The 15,384-nt window shown below is 32.0% G+C and carries 13 protein-coding genes; all 13 read left to right on the forward strand.

From position 1 onward, the window contains the following. Positions 1-10 precede the first annotated feature (10 nt). On the forward strand, positions 11-1,210 hold the full coding sequence (locus BM211_RS14435) for a glycosyltransferase (RefSeq protein ID WP_090998177.1): 1,200 nt from the start codon (positions 11-13) through the stop codon (positions 1,208-1,210). Positions 1,211-1,224: 14 nt separating this feature from the next. Continuing rightward, entirely contained in the window at positions 1,225-1,785 is a 561-nt protein-coding gene (locus BM211_RS14440; RefSeq protein ID WP_035436904.1) for an acyltransferase, read from the forward strand. Between the two features lie 87 nt (positions 1,786-1,872). Beyond that, positions 1,873-3,003, forward strand: coding sequence for a glycoside hydrolase family 88 protein (locus BM211_RS14445; protein WP_371261883.1), 1,131 nt, complete (start codon positions 1,873-1,875; stop codon positions 3,001-3,003). Positions 3,004-3,108: 105 nt separating this feature from the next. After that, on the forward strand, positions 3,109-4,185 hold the full coding sequence (locus BM211_RS14450) for an acyltransferase family protein (protein WP_035436907.1): 1,077 nt from the start codon (positions 3,109-3,111) through the stop codon (positions 4,183-4,185). A gap of 85 nt (positions 4,186-4,270) precedes the next feature. Continuing rightward, entirely contained in the window at positions 4,271-5,152 is an 882-nt protein-coding gene (locus BM211_RS14455) for a glycosyltransferase family A protein (protein WP_035436910.1), read from the forward strand. Positions 5,153-5,155: 3 nt separating this feature from the next. Beyond that, a complete protein-coding gene (locus BM211_RS14460; protein ID WP_035436913.1) occupies positions 5,156-6,703 on the forward strand; it encodes a lipopolysaccharide biosynthesis protein in 1,548 nt (515 codons plus the stop codon). A gap of 179 nt (positions 6,704-6,882) precedes the next feature. Further along, complete coding sequence (locus BM211_RS14465; RefSeq protein ID WP_035436916.1) at positions 6,883-9,306, forward strand: right-handed parallel beta-helix repeat-containing protein; 2,424 nt, start codon at positions 6,883-6,885, stop codon at positions 9,304-9,306. 185 nt (positions 9,307-9,491) lie between these two features. Continuing rightward, positions 9,492-10,505, forward strand: a complete 1,014-nt coding sequence (galE, locus tag BM211_RS14470; protein WP_035436918.1) for a UDP-glucose 4-epimerase GalE — start codon at positions 9,492-9,494, stop codon at positions 10,503-10,505. Positions 10,506-10,633: 128 nt separating this feature from the next. Further along, the gene (locus tag BM211_RS26500) at positions 10,634-10,786 is read left to right on the forward strand and encodes a YwzD family small protein (RefSeq protein ID WP_156107972.1); all 153 of its coding nucleotides are present in this window, start codon (positions 10,634-10,636) and stop codon (positions 10,784-10,786) included. Positions 10,787-11,113: 327 nt separating this feature from the next. Further along, on the forward strand, positions 11,114-11,704 hold the full coding sequence (locus BM211_RS14475; protein WP_035436921.1) for a sugar transferase: 591 nt from the start codon (positions 11,114-11,116) through the stop codon (positions 11,702-11,704). 20 nt (positions 11,705-11,724) lie between these two features. After that, the gene (locus BM211_RS14480; RefSeq protein ID WP_035436924.1) at positions 11,725-12,348 is read left to right on the forward strand and encodes an acetyltransferase; all 624 of its coding nucleotides are present in this window, start codon (positions 11,725-11,727) and stop codon (positions 12,346-12,348) included. 23 nt (positions 12,349-12,371) lie between these two features. After that, positions 12,372-13,523 carry a DegT/DnrJ/EryC1/StrS family aminotransferase gene (locus BM211_RS14485; RefSeq protein WP_035436926.1) on the forward strand — a complete coding sequence of 384 codons (1,152 nt, stop codon included), beginning with the start codon at positions 12,372-12,374 and terminating at the stop codon, positions 13,521-13,523. Between the two features lie 868 nt (positions 13,524-14,391). Further along, positions 14,392-14,733 carry a helix-turn-helix domain-containing protein gene (locus tag BM211_RS14490; RefSeq protein ID WP_035436928.1) on the forward strand — a complete coding sequence of 114 codons (342 nt, stop codon included), beginning with the start codon at positions 14,392-14,394 and terminating at the stop codon, positions 14,731-14,733. Positions 14,734-15,384 lie beyond the last annotated feature (651 nt).

Consider the following 15,384-nt stretch of genomic DNA (forward strand, 5'->3'; position numbering starts at 1 on the left):
GGTGGCATTCATGAAAAAAAATTTATTATTTGTAATGAATAATTTAACATGTGGTGGGGCTGAGAAATCGCTAATATCCTTGTTAGAAACGATAGATTATTCTTTATACAATGTCGATTTGTTTTTATTTAAACATGAAGGAATATTTATAAATAAGCTACCAAAAGAAGTTCGTTTACTACAGGGGCCTATGAACTATAAATATTTTGATATGCCTATAAAAAAATCATTAATGGAGTTAATTAAAAAAAGAGATTTTAAAACATCTTTTTATAGAATGGTATTAGGATATTTAGCTAAAACAGAAAATAATGGAGCTATCATCGAACAAAAAGTATGGAAATACATGTCGAGATCGATAGACGAAATTAATAAAGAGTACGATGCAGTTATAGGGTTTCAAGAAAAAAACCCTATATATTTTTGTGTTGATAAGGTAAAAGCAAACAGAAAAATTGGATGGATACATACAGATTATAATAAGTTAGGCATTGATTTTAGAAAAGAGAAAGTTTATTTCGGTCAATTAGATTACATCGTTACTGTATCGGAAGAATTAGTGAATATTCTAAAAAGCAACTTTCCTGAATATGAAGAAAAATTTGTATGTATACACAATATAGTTTCTTCAAAAATGATAAGGAAAATGTCATTAGAGCAGGTAGAGTTTAAAACAGAAGGTGACAAAAGTATATCATTAATTTCTGTAGGCAGATTGGCGAAAGAAAAGGGATTAGATATTTCCTTAGAGGCAGTCGATAGGCTTGTTAAAAAAGGGTACGATATTAAGTGGTATTTAATTGGAGAAGGTAATGTAAGAAAAGAATTGGAAAGAAGTATAAAAGAAAGAAAGTTAGAAGAAAGAATAATACTATTAGGTTTAAAAGAAAATCCATATCCTTATATAAGACAATCAGATATATATATACAAACCTCGAGATATGAAGGCAAATCAATTTCTATAGATGAAGCGAAAATATTGGCAAAACCAATAGTAATTACTAATTTCGAAACAGCTGATAATCATATAAAAAATCATATTGATGGATTGATTGCAGAAATGGATTCTATCTCAGTAGCTGATCATCTTGAAAAATTAATAAATGATGAAATGTTGAGAAGGAAGTTTATTAATAGTCTTACAGAAGAGGAATTAGGAACAGAAGATGAAATTGGTAATTTGTACAAATTAATAAATAGTAAAATATAATTATGGGGGTAACAATGTTTAATCGAATAAAAAAGTCGTTAATGATAAGATTAGGAATGCTATCCCGTGAAGAGCTAACAGTAGAAGCATGTTTGCAACGAGGTATGAAGGTAGGGAAAAATTGTTCCGGGTTAGCTGGGAGCACAATCGATTATGCACATTGCTGGTTAATAGAAATTGGTGATAACGTTACGTTTGCACCACAAGTATATCTTCTTGCACATGACGCTAGTACGAAACGGTATTTAGATTATACAAAAATAGCAAAAATAAAAATAGAAAACAATGCATTTATAGGAGCAAGGGCCTTAATTATGCCCGGAGTGACAATAGGGAAGAATGCTATTGTAGCTGCAGGTAGTATCGTAACTAAATCGGTACCTGAAGGGTCTATAGTTGGCGGTAATCCAGCAAGAATAATCGGGAAAACTGAAGATTATATAAACAAGCACAGATTAAATATGGAAACTGCTCATGTATATGATAATGATTGGACAATAGGTGGTAATATAACGCTAGACATGGGTAATAAGATGGCTGAAGAGTTGAAGAATACTATAGGATATGTTAAGTAAACTAAACTATTTCTATATTGAAAGGGCTTTATAGAGATGATATTTCAAATTTTGTGTTACACGATAATTATTATTCTTTTAATAACGATGGCTATAGACTTAGTACCTTTATTAAAAGACTGGGTACTAAGAATTCATATGGGAAGATACGATGATAAGTCTTTATGGAATAAAGCTATCACGAATAAAGGGTCTAAATTTTTATTACATGTACCAAAAATAAAAGTAACAGATAATACAAGATTAGTCGTAATAGATATGCTAAAGAAAAACTATACAAAAAGTACGATACAACATTGGCAAGAAGCATCATTAGTTTTAGGACTATCTGAGTACTTAAAAAATCATGATGATCAGGAAGTAAAAAAAGCAGTTGTGAAATTTTTGAATGCAAAATTTGATAGTAATGGTCAATGGATAGAAGAACCAAAGTATGTAGATGGGGCTATACTAGCATATTCTATTATGAAGGTAGATTTTATAGAGACCGATAAGTATAAGAAAGCATTGGACTCTGTTTGGGAAATGATAAAAGAGCATATAGGTGAAGATGGATCAGTAGAGTATAGAAAGTATATGAAAAGTTATAGGTATGTAGATACTATCGGCTTTATATGTCCATTTTTAGTGGCTTACGGCATTAAATATAATAAAAAAGAGTGCGTGGATTTAGCAGTAAAGCAAATTAAAGAGTATGAGCAGTATGGAATGTTAGACAAGCATTATATCCCGAGTCATGTATATAAAATAGAGAATAAAGTTCCTCTTGGATTATATGGATGGGGAAGAGGTCTTGGGTGGTTTGCTATAGGCCTTATAGATGCATGGAGTGAATTACCGCAAGATAATCAATATAAAATTGTTTTAGAGGAAAGTGTAAAGAAATTTGCAAAAGCTGCTTTGAACTTTCAACAAGAGAATGGAAGCTGGAATTGGACTGTAACAAGGAATGAATGTAGGCCGGATTCGTCTGCTACAGCTACATTAGGCTGGTTTCTGCTAAACGCTTCAAAAATAGATGAGATTTCGAAAGAATGTTTAAATGGTACAGATAAAGCTATAAATCATTTGATGAAAGTTACAAGGAGAAACGGAGCAGTTGACTTTTCACAAGGAGACACAAAAGACATAGGAGTATATTCGATGTTGTTTAATATACTGCCGTTTACGCAAGGGTTTTGTATGAGATTAATCAATTTATATGTAGGTAAGAGATAAGCTTTTACTTATATTTGTATAAGAAATATCCAATTAACAAAGGTAATGGCTCGTTAGAGAATTCAAATAAATTGTTTTTGGAGAATGAAAAAAGGAGGAATTTATTTGTTAAATTCTTTAACCTCATTTAGATTTATTGCTGCATTAATGGTGTTCTTATTCCATATGCAGGTGTTCAGCCAGTACCAATTAGGTTCAGCGGGTGTTCAGTTTTTCTTTGTTTTATCTGGCTTTATATTAGCCTATAACTACCATTCTAAGTTTATAGAAATCAATAAAAACAATATCAAAAAGTTTTATAAAGCAAGATTTTCAAGAGTATATCCGGTTCATATATTGACGTTTTTGCTCTCTGTGCCGTTGGTTATTTTATACTTTCACCCCAATGGTTTATATTTTGTAAAACTTACTTTTATGTCAATTATCAATTTGCTATTGTTACAAAGTTTTTTTCCAAGTCAAGGTACTTATTTTAATTTTAATGGTGTTTCATGGACGCTATCAGTTGAAGCGTTCTTTTATGTTATGTTTCCTTTTCTGCTATGGATATTTACAAAACTTAAAGTTAACAAAAATATAGTTAAATCTGTATTGATATTTTGGATAGTGTGGGGCGTGTTATTTCTATTAAATAATTATTTAGATGTAGATAATTCATTTTACATTTGGTTACTACATATCTTTCCGGTAGTTAGGTTTTTCGAATTTTCAACAGGGGTGCTTTTAGGATTAATTTATATTGAAAAAGCCAACAAAGTACATTTAAACAAGACTATATTCACCGTTTTAGAACTACTATGTTTATTGTTATTCATAGTCTTATTATTGTATTCGGTAAACTTAGGTGTAGGAATCGTTCGCGGTGTGTATTTTGTTCCATTATGGTGTTTGTTAATTTTCATCTTTGCATTTCAAGGTGGTATGATTTCAAAAATATTATCACAAAGGTTTTTTGTTTATTTGGGTGAAATTAGTTTCTCATTCTATATGATCCATCAATTAGTGATTCGATATTTAAATTTTCTTCATTTAGCAAATACGTATAACTTTTTGATTTGTTTAATAATTTCTTTATTATTCAGTTCAATCATTTATCAATTTTACGAAGAGCCATTACGTAAGAAAATTCGTTTTGGTTTCCGAAAACAAACGCATAAAATACAAGTACCTTTATCAAAATAAGTCCTTAACTAAGGGCTTATTTTTCAATCATTATTGTAAATAGATGAAAAGAAAAAATTATGATCAGTAAAAATGGGAGGGTTAAATGAGAATAACAGTATTCACTCCAGCATACAACAGAGGCTATATTATAGAAAAATTGTACAGATCATTACAAGAACAAACATATACGGAGTTTGAATGGTTAGTTATTGATGATGGCTCAAGTGACAACACGGAAGAGTTATTTAGACTGTGGACAGTAGAGAAAAATCCATTCCCCATAAGGTATTATAAAATTGAAAATGGTGGAAAACATAGAGCGATTAATAAAGCTACTGACTTAGCAGAAGGAGAATTGTTTTTCATTGTAGATTCTGATGATTATCTTACAAAAGATGCATTAGAAAGTATAGACAATTGGGAACGAAACTTGGAAAATAAAGAACTATTTTGTGGTGTATCTGGTAATCGAGGAAAGCAAGCGAATGAGTTTTTAGGAACAACATTTGAAGGTGATTATTTGGATGCAACTTCACTTGAACGTACAAAATATAATATAACCGGTGATAAAGCAGAAGTCTTTTATACGAACATACTTAGAAAATATAAGTTTCATGAATTTGAAGGAGAGAAATTTATATCAGAGGCTACAGTGTGGGAGAAAATGGCCCATGATGGATATAAAATAAGGTGGTTTAATAAAACTATTTATATATGCGATTATCTCGAGGATGGCTTAACGAATAATATGAAAGAGATATTTGCTAAAAGTCCTAAAGGTACAGCGTATTATATAAAACAACAAATTAAGTTTTATGAATGTAACTTAAAAGGCAGATTATCTTATTATAATTTATACTATGATTTTGTAAAATCTAATTTTAAATTGAGGCAGGCTGCAGAATACTTAGAGATTCAACCTGTTACTTTAATCTTTTCTATATTCTTAGTTAAATGTAAGAAAATCATAATGAGTAGGTTTTAAAATATGAGAGTAAAAAGTTCGATAATTAATATATCTGCTGGTCTTGGTAATCAGATCATTATTACGGCATTAAGCTTTATTTCAAGAACTGTGTTCATTAATAGTTTAGGAGTCGAGTACCTAGGAATAAATGGATTACTTACTAATATACTTTCTATGCTGTCTTTAGCAGAGGCAGGAATAGGTTCTAGTATAATGTACAGTCTTTACAAACCAGTAGCCGAGAATGATCAGAAGAAAATAAATATGCTTATGCGCTTGTATCGAAATGCATACTTGGTAATTGCCTTAATAGTATTGTTGCTAGGGCTCGCATTAATGCCTTTTCTAGGTTATTTCGTTAAAAATTCGAATGTTGAAAATATTCATCTCATTTATGCAATATTTTTACTGAATACAGTTGCACCGTATTTGTACTCACATAGAAGTTCGTTTTTAAGTGTTTGTCAGAAAGGGTATGTTGTAACAGGGGTATATTCTGTATCCTCCATTATATCCACTAGTCTTAAGATAGGAGTATTGCATTTTACAAAAAATTACATTCTTTATCTAATTATAGATAGTATTATTACCATAACTACAAGTATCCTTCTAGCAGTTATAGTAAGTAAATTGTATCCATTTCTAAAAGAAAAAGTGACTAGTAAACTAGATAGCGAAACGAAAAATAGTATTGTAAAAAATGTAAAAGCGATTGTTCTACAAAATATAGGGAATTACCTAGTATTAGGAACAGATAATATTATCATTTCATCGTTTGTGAGTGTAGCAGCGGTTGGACTATATTCCAACTACAATATGTTAATTGAGATTTGTAGAACCTTTACCTATCAGGTGTTTAATAATATTTATCATAGTGTAGGAAATTTAGTCGCAAAAGAGAGTGTAGAAAAAATTTATAGTATTTATAAAGTCTATACATTCCTCAATTTTTGGTTATATTCGTTTTTCAGCATACTGTTGTGTATTACTATAGAGCCCTTTATTACTTTATGGATAGGTCCAAAATTCTTAATGAGTGAAGGGATATTATATGTATTAATAGCGATCTTCTATGAAAGAGGAATGAGAAATGCGATAACCACAGTGAAGACTACAGCAGGAATTTTTCAAGAGGATAGATACGCTCCCTTGTTTCAAGCTGCTGTGAACCTTATTATATCTATTATTTTAGTTCAGTATATAGGTATAGTAGGGGTTTTTATAGGAACACTTATTAGTGTATTAACTGTTCCATTCTGGGTTACTCCTTATTTAGTGTATAAAAAAGTGTTTGACAAACCTATTATTAATTATTATAAAACGTACTCGTATTATGTAGTTTTATGTATAGTGACCTATCTAATAACGAAATTTATAAGTAACTTTATAGCGTTAGATGGTTGGTTAGGTTTAGTTTTAAAAGGCATTGTTTGTCTAATAGTGCCCAATATAATGTATGTGCTTATTTTTCGTAAGACAGATGAGTTTAAGTATTTGTCAGGTGTTTTTAAAAGTATTGTGGGCAAGTTATTGAAGCGTTTTAAATTAGGAAAAGGAATCTCATATTAACTATAGTGACAATTACAGGTTAAAATGATGAACATATTCAGAGAGGATTTTTTAGTTTAATAAATTTGTTGAAAAGGGAAAATTCATAAAATGGTTTTTTCCTTTTTTATTATAACTCATACACCCAATCTATTTAGTCTCTAGAAGCATAATATATAAAAGAGAAAGGGTGTAAATATATGACAAGTTATTTAAACGCTAATCTTGGGGATATGAGTGATGTTGATTTAACAAATATGTCTCCTGCCCATGGTGATGTATTAACTTATGATGATGTTAAATCAAAGTGGATTCCTAAAAAGCTTTCAATTTCAAGCGCAGATAATGCCACAAGTGTTGTATATGTAATAGAACTAGATAGATGGAGTATTAAAAATGATGGGACGAATTCTGTTTCTACTACACTAGGTATAAATCAAGCAGTAATTTGGGCAAAGTCTCAAGGGTATAATCATGTTATATTACCATCTGGCACATATAAGTTAAAGATTGATAGTACATCATTTTCGTGTATTGTTATGCAAAGTAATATGCATTTTGAAATGGCTGATGGATGCGTATTACAGCTAGAAGCGAACTCATCCCCCTGGTATAGAATATTTGACGTTAAAGGCAATAAAAATGTTAGGATTTCTGGTGGGAAAATAGTCGGAGACAAAAAGGAGCATATATATCAAATAGGTGTAAAGTTTGTTAGGGGAGGTGTAAACTCTGACGGGTCATTAAATAATAATCCGAACTTTATCCGTAGTGAGATAGTAGATCGGTATGAAAATCCAGGACTACTAAAATCTTTTAGATTATGGTCTATTCCTGAAGTAATTGCAACGGGATATAGTTTTTATCAATATAAAGATACCATTTCAACTAGTACGTTAGTCGGAGTCAGAACAAACGGACAATTTGCTCCAACTTCTCCAACAGGAAGAGGTTGGTTTGCTCCGATAGAAGATGCCAATAAGATGATATTTGTTATTGATATCACATCATCACCTATGAGTGATGCTCAAATTGCAAAAATTAGTGCAAAAGTTGATAGTCAGAACTATACACATGAGTGGGGACAAGGGATAGAAATAAAAGGTTCAAGTCAAGTTGAAATCGATCATGTAGAAATAAGTGATTGTACTGGCGATGCCGTTTCCACAGGCTGGTTAGAATATAAATCGAATCCAGCTGACTATACGCAAGAACAAATGGGATCGCATATTTACATTCATAACTGCGATATCCACAACTGCAGAAGACAAGGTATTACTCTTGGTAGTTCAAATGATACCTACATTTTTGATAACAAAATCTACCTTATTGGTAAGGCTGATGATGGCGTTACAGTGGATGGAACTGCCCCAATGTTTGGCATAGATATTGAGTCTTTGTGGTCTGAAAGTAATATACCAACATGGCGACCTGAACTAAATCAATCAGGACTTGAATTGAACACTAGAATTTATATTTATAATAATTACATTTATAACAATGCGCGTGGGCATTTTGTAAACGTTGATGGTATTCATGTAGTTATAGAAAATAACATATTTGAAGGTTCTAATGTTGGTGGGGTGAGTTCATATCAGAATAACTGGTATATTAAATATCTCAATAACACTTTTATTGGATGTGAACTCACTGTTAAAGGAGATAACTTTGTCGATGGAATAGTTTGTAATAACGGAAATATAAAGTTACAAGATATTAGGGGAGCGGTCGTTACAAATTGTCAAATAAAGAATGGCTCATTTTCCGCTTCGAGTATTTATGGCTACTTTGGAACTCCTGCTATAAATGTCACTACTAGGACATTTACTTATAGTTCACCGCATGGAATGGGAAATGGTGCAAAGATATGTTTCGAACAATGGGTTGGAAAAGTTCCCACTGGGATTAGTGTAGATAAGCTGTATTATACGGTAAATGTAACACCGACGAGTTTTCAAGTGTCTGAAACATTAAATGGACCATCAGTAGCGATAACAGATGCAGGAAAAGTGGGATTCAATATAAGTAGATATGATTATGGCAGATGCTATATCTCAGATATTACTATTGAAAGAGAGTGGCGAAGCGATAATACTGTAGCACAAAACTTCTCAGTACTTTTGACAGGAGGGGTTCTTAAGAACATTATCGTCAAGAACTATGACATTAACATCAAGCCACCTGCTAATTATGCCGGACGACCTATCACAGTAGAAGGATTAACTTTGATAGAAGGTGCTGCAGATATAGAATGTTGTAATTTAAGTAACGGCAAGTTCTTAAGAGCAAAAACTAGTCGAATGGGTGGAGATATATCACTTGGTTCTAATAATGTCCAATATACGAGGAAAATAAATGCCGACAACTGCTTATTTCAAAACGTGGGCATAAATTTTGAAGGAAACGTTGTAAATAATCGCAGTACATTTTTAAACTCAATTATCAAGAAATCAGATAGTTCTACAGTTACCGTTATTGCACATAGTTATTTAGAAGACACAGTAGTTAGCTTGCGGTGGTTAACGAAGGACAAAGCGGTAACGATAGCACGGTGTGTATTTAACAATGTATCTACTGATATAAATACAAGTACTAGGTTGGTAGATAATACGGTTATTAATTAATTGTAGATTTTATGTATTGTTTTAGATCGCTTGTTTAGTCAGTAAGAAACAAAACTAAAAAATCATCTCAATTCGTTATTATACAACAACGAACTGGGATGTTTTTTTATACCTAATGTAAAAGTTAAACACTTTTCAATAAAAAATGTATGGAGAAGGATATTGATAACAAGGAGGAAAAATATATGAAAATTTTAGTAACAGGCGGAGCAGGGTATATCGGAACTCATACGTGTGTAGAATTATTAAATGCGGGGTATGAGATAATTGTAGTTGACAATTTTTCAAATAGTAAACCAGAAGCTTTAAAACGTGTTCGTGAAATTACAGGAAAAGATTTCACATTTTATCAAGCAGATATATTAGATAAAGAGAGGTTAGATCGCATTTTTGGTGAAAATCAGATTGATGCGGTTATTCATTTTGCAGGATTAAAGGCGGTAGGAGAGTCAGTTACGTTACCACTTTGGTATTATCATAATAATATTACAGGCACTCTTGTACTATGTGAAGTCATGAAAAAGCATGGTGTAAAGAATATGGTCTTTAGTTCTTCAGCAACAGTATATGGAATGGTAGAACAAGTACCGATTTCCGAGGATTTTTCACTTAAGGCAACGAATCCTTATGGGCGCACAAAACAAATAATTGAAGAAATATTACATGATCTGTATGTGTCTGATCATGAATGGAGCATTGCTCTTTTACGTTATTTCAATCCAATTGGAGCACATAAAAGCGGGCGAATTGGAGAGGATCCAAAAGGCATTCCAAATAATCTTATTCCGTATATTACGCAAGTGGCCGTTGGAAAGCTAAGTCAATTAAGTGTTTTCGGGAATGACTATTCAACACAAGATGGTACAGCTGTGAGGGATTATATACATGTTGCAGATCTTGCGATGGGACATTTAAAAGCACTTGAAAAGATATCGAAATCTCAAGGGGTAGAAGCATATAATTTGGGAACAGGATGTGGTTATAGTGTATTGGAGATGGCCACTGCGTTTGAAAAAGCATCCGGTAGGAAAATTCCTTATAAAATTGCAGATCGTCGTCCGGGTGATGTAGCTATTTGTTATGCGAATGCAGCAAAAGCTAAATTAGAGTTAGGATGGTGTGCTAATAGAGGGATTGAAGAAATGTGTGAAGATTCATGGAGATGGCAATTTAATAATCCAAATGGTTATGAGGAATAAAATTATATATTAAAAGGGATGTAAGTGAGTAAAAATTTTTTGGTAATAGAGTAGAAAATAATACAAATTTCAATTAAAATAGCAAGAATTTGTATATGGAAACAGATTTATCGAAAGAGGGTTTAAACATGAACATTTCTGAAAGAATAACTGAGCAGCAATTTAAAGAGATACTCATGTATATATACATGAAAGGTGAAGAGTCAAACAATGTGGAAGTAAAACGTTTAATAGAAGAAATTAAACAATACCTTATTTCGATTATGAATACATCAAAATAATTTATAAATCTAAAAAATAAATAGAGATAAAAAATTGATTCTAAGATTTATTGTGAAATGAAATTTATATAAATACGAATTGAAAATTGACATAAAACCGTTCTTTTAAATGAAATAGAATCTGGTCATGTGTAGATGTGATCAGCACTTTTTCTGATACATTCAAATTGAAACAAAAGAGAGAAAATGAGTATAGGTTCTATTTTTCTGCATAGCGGCAATTTATATGTTGAAAAATCAAAAAGGTTTATATATAACGAAAGCCTTTCATACTATTGATCTGTGAAAAGGTGCTCGCAAAAATCTTGGATAGGAGTATGATTATTAATGAAGCGAACTTTTGATTTATTGATTTCTTTGTTTTTGTTATTATGCTTATCCTTTGTCGTTCTTGTAGTAGCCGTTTTGGTTAGATTGAAGTTAGGATCACCTATCATATTTAAACAACAACGTCCAGGACTATATGGCAAACCGTTTCATGTTTACAAATTTCGCACAATGACTGATGAAAGAGATGATAAGGGGAAGCTCTTGTCTGATCAAGTGAGATTAACTACTTTTGGGAAGTTTCTTAGGAAATATAGTTTAGATGAATTGCCACAATTAATAAATGTTGTGAAAGGTGATATAAGTTTAGTAGGACCGAGACCATTGTTAATGGAATACTTACCTTTATATACTAGTGAACAAGCTAAAAGACATGATGTAAAACCTGGAATTACTGGCTGGGCACAAGTGAATGGGAGGAACGCAATTACCTGGGAAGAAAAATTTAAATTAGATGTATGGTATGTAAATAATCAATCTTTTTTATTTGATATGAAAATATTATTTCTTACAATAATAAAAGTGTTTAAATCAGAAGGAATAAATCAGGATGGTCATGTAACAATAGAACGTTTTAGAGGGATGAATTAGACTGTGAGAGAAGATAACAAATGAAAATTATAATGATTGGACAAGGTGGTCACAGTAAAGTTATAAAGGATATTATTTTGTCAAACAAGGGATTTGAAATCGTTGGATATTTAGATGATCAATATAAAGATTTAACTATAGTAGATCATATTTTTTGCGGCCCGATTTCAAGTGCATATGAAATGATTAACAAAATTAATCAAGCAAAATTTGTTATTGCAATAGGAAATAATAAAGTTAGAAAAAAAATTTCCGAAAAATTGGACCTTCCTGACAATTATTATGTCACGTTAATACATAAAACAGCCGTTATAAGTCCGAATGCTAAGATAGGAAACGGTACAGTTGTTATGCCTCAGGCAGTGATTAATGCTGATACCCAAATTGGTAATCATGCTATTATCAATACGGGTTCTGTTGTTGAACATGACAATGTACTAGGTGATTTTGTCCATATTTCTCCACATGCCACACTTACAGGCTCTGTCACTATCGGAGAAGGGACACATATAGGGGCAGCGGCTACTTTAATTCCAAGTGTTAAAATTGGGGAATGGTCGGTTATTGGAGCGGGAGCGGTTGTTATAGAGGACATTCCCTCTAATTGTACAGCCGTTGGAATTCCTGCCAAAGTAATAAAGTAATTGAACTAATAGGAGTGAAAAAAATGGTAATAACACAGCAGAAAAAACGAATCTATCTCTCTACTCCACACATGAGTGGTAACGAACAAAAATATATTCAAGATGCATTTGATACAAACTGGATTGCTCCTCTTGGTCCAAACGTAGACGCTTTTGAAAAAGAACTCGCATCATTTGTTGGAGTGAAAGATGCAGCGGCAGTTAGTTCTGGTACTGCAGCTATTCATTTAGCTCTTCGGTTATTAGGGGTTCAAAAAGGAGATAAAGTATTTTGCTCAAGTCTTACTTTCATAGCAAGTGCTAATCCAATTGTTTACGTAGGGGCAGAACCAATCTTTATCGATTCAGAGCCAGAAACATGGAATATGTCGCCACAGGCCTTAGAACGTGCGTTAATTGATGCTCAAAAAGAAGACAAAATGCCAAAAGCTATTATCACAGTTAACTTATATGGACAGAGTGCAAAAATGGATGAAATCTGTTCTCTAGCAAATCGATATAATGTTCCTATTATTGAGGATGCAGCAGAATCTTTAGGTTCTACATATAAAGGAAAAGCTAGTGGTACATTTGGAAAATTTGGTATTTATTCATTTAATGGAAACAAAATTATTACAACCTCTGGTGGAGGAATGCTTATTTCTGATGACGCCCAGGCGCTAGAGAAAGCGCGATTTTTTGCAACTCAAGCAAGGGATGTAGCACCTCATTATCAGCATAGCGAGATGGGATATAATTATCGAATGAGTAATATATTAGCTGGCATTGGAAGAGCTCAATTAGAGGTGTTAGAAGATAGAGTGAAGGCTAGAAGATTAATATTTGAACGATATTACCAAGAATTATTTAATATACAAGGATTTTCTTTTATGCCTGAATTAGAAAATACTCATTCAAATCGTTGGCTCACAACTTTAACGATTGATGAAAAAGAAACAGGGATATCTATTCAAACGTTATTGGAGGCACTAGCCGAAGAGAATATCGAATCTCGTCCTGTGTGGAAGCCCCTTCATATGCAACCGGTTTTTGAAGGAGTGAAATATTATTCTCATAGTGAAAATCACAATGTGTCTGAACAATTATTTAAAACAGGTATATGCCTTCCTTCTAGTTCAAACATGACAGAGACGGATCAACAAAAGGTTATTCAATGCATTAAAAATATTTTATAAAATGAAAGAGTCTTCTGAATGAAATGTGTAAATTCAGAAGGCTTTTTTTACTTGATAGAAGCTTAAATATGATAAGAAGTAGATGGATTTATCCCGCATTAACGGGCAGTAATACTCCCGCCTCAAAATTCAGTAAAAGCGTTGCCCAGCTCTAGCGACTAGAATCTCCGGTCGTTTCGCCCCCTCGGACGAGGCAAAAAGCGCCTCCCTGTCGGGTGCTCCAACGTCCTGCGATTCTGAGCGAGCCGCTTCCGTTTTTCTGAAGAAGTTAGGCGGGAGATAAACTGCTGGCATGCGCCCGATTGGTTCAACTAATAATCAGTGGGGGATGAAGAAAGCCCCCACTGATTAAAGTTTCACTTTATTTTTTATGGTATGTACATTTTTTATAGAACTTTTCTTTTAATTGAATATCAAGGCAATCCCTATAGAGAATATAGTTATAAGTATACATAACTATATGGAAAATTCTCTTTCACTTTTTATATGAACGTATTAAAAGTGAAAACATAGTGCTGAATCGCACCTCCTCATTAAATGGTATAGGTGCAAAGAAATGAATAATATGTAAATTTTTTGTATTACTAACCTTTAAACATTTCGATTATTATGATTTAATGATATTGTAAGGAATATATAAATACTAATTGATAAATGAACATGAAAGTTTCTTTTAAGGGAGAGGTAGCATCTGACCATGTATAAAATCGGAGGGCCTGTTTCTGTCACATACTTAGTTAAAACTAGGAAGAACAACATGATCTGCATGTTATAAAGTCACAATGAATTTCTATCGTTTCCTGTATAGAGAATTATATGATGCAGAAAATAGGGCTAAGAAACATTTATAAAGGGGGACTGTAAACGGATGATTGGGAGAAATATTTATCAAATTCGAAAGAAAAGGGGACTTACTTTATCCGAATTAGCAGAGAAGGCTGGAATTTCAAAATCTTATTTAAGCAATATTGAAAGAAGTATAAATCAGAATCCGTCTATCCAGGTGCTAGAAAAGATAGGATTAGTATTAGAAGCAGATCTTAATACATTACTCGAAATGAATGCAAATACAGAAACAATACAGCAGATTGAAAAAGAGTGGGTTGATTTTGTTTATGAATTAAAAAAGGCAGGGATTAATAAAGAAAAGCTCGGGGATTATAAAATATTAATCGATTTTATTAAATGGCAGAATTCAGGGGTAAATTAGGCAGAGAAAGTATGCAATATGTTAAGTAATGTAGCTTCATTTAGAAATTGTACATACAAAGATTAATGTCTCTTCATTTTCTAATGTGCTGACTTTATAGAGAAATGAAGAATACCCCCATGATTACACAAACTTGTTGTTGGTGTACATATGTTTTGCACAACGTATGTAACGATGTTAACAGTGGCATTCTAATTATCTTTTCACCTCCATCATTCAGATAACTATATATAATATGTTTTATTTCATCTAAAAATGAAAGCGTTTTTATAAAACGTGACAGTAATACCTCACATCTTGAAGATCGACTAAAAATTATGTAAGAGATAAACAACTAAATATTCTGAATAACCAAAAAAATCATAATCGTTTAAATTACAAAGAAAAAGGCGGAAAGAAGGTCGCTTTAACTAAATTTATTTCAAATTTTATAAAAAGATATTTACAAACTGAATATCATTATATAAAATAAAAACAAGTTCGTTATACAGAACAGAAATTAACTTAAATGTTTTCTTTAAAGAAATATAATTATTTAAATAGTAAAATGTATAATCTTAATTCAGCTTGTATATAAACGGTTGAAAAATGGATAAAATATACTTTTTAAATAAATATTCTCTATAAAATAACTTTAAGAAAAAAAACTTT

The organism is Bacillus sp. 491mf (assembly GCF_900112415.1).
Classification (GTDB): Bacteria; Bacillota; Bacilli; order Bacillales; family Bacillaceae_G; genus Bacillus_A.

Excerpts from the sequence above, each read along its gene's own strand:
- BM211_RS14435 (WP_090998177.1), top strand. The coding sequence starts at position 11 with ATGAAAAAAAATTTATTATTTGTAATGAATAATTTAACATGTGGTGGG.
- BM211_RS14440 (WP_035436904.1), top strand. The coding sequence starts at position 1,225 with ATGTTTAATCGAATAAAAAAGTCGTTAATGATAAGATTAGGAATGCTA.
- BM211_RS14445 (WP_371261883.1), top strand. The coding sequence starts at position 1,873 with ATGGCTATAGACTTAGTACCTTTATTAAAAGACTGGGTACTAAGAATT.
- BM211_RS14455 (WP_035436910.1), top strand. The coding sequence starts at position 4,271 with ATGAGAATAACAGTATTCACTCCAGCATACAACAGAGGCTATATTATA.
- BM211_RS14460 (WP_035436913.1), top strand. The coding sequence starts at position 5,156 with ATGAGAGTAAAAAGTTCGATAATTAATATATCTGCTGGTCTTGGTAAT.
- BM211_RS14465 (WP_035436916.1), top strand. The coding sequence starts at position 6,883 with ATGACAAGTTATTTAAACGCTAATCTTGGGGATATGAGTGATGTTGAT.
- galE (WP_035436918.1), top strand. The coding sequence starts at position 9,492 with ATGAAAATTTTAGTAACAGGCGGAGCAGGGTATATCGGAACTCATACG.
- BM211_RS26500 (WP_156107972.1), top strand. The coding sequence starts at position 10,634 with ATGAACATTTCTGAAAGAATAACTGAGCAGCAATTTAAAGAGATACTC.
- BM211_RS14475 (WP_035436921.1), top strand. The coding sequence starts at position 11,114 with ATGAAGCGAACTTTTGATTTATTGATTTCTTTGTTTTTGTTATTATGC.
- BM211_RS14480 (WP_035436924.1), top strand. The coding sequence starts at position 11,725 with ATGAAAATTATAATGATTGGACAAGGTGGTCACAGTAAAGTTATAAAG.
- BM211_RS14485 (WP_035436926.1), top strand. The coding sequence starts at position 12,372 with ATGGTAATAACACAGCAGAAAAAACGAATCTATCTCTCTACTCCACAC.
- BM211_RS14490 (WP_035436928.1), top strand. The coding sequence starts at position 14,392 with ATGATTGGGAGAAATATTTATCAAATTCGAAAGAAAAGGGGACTTACT.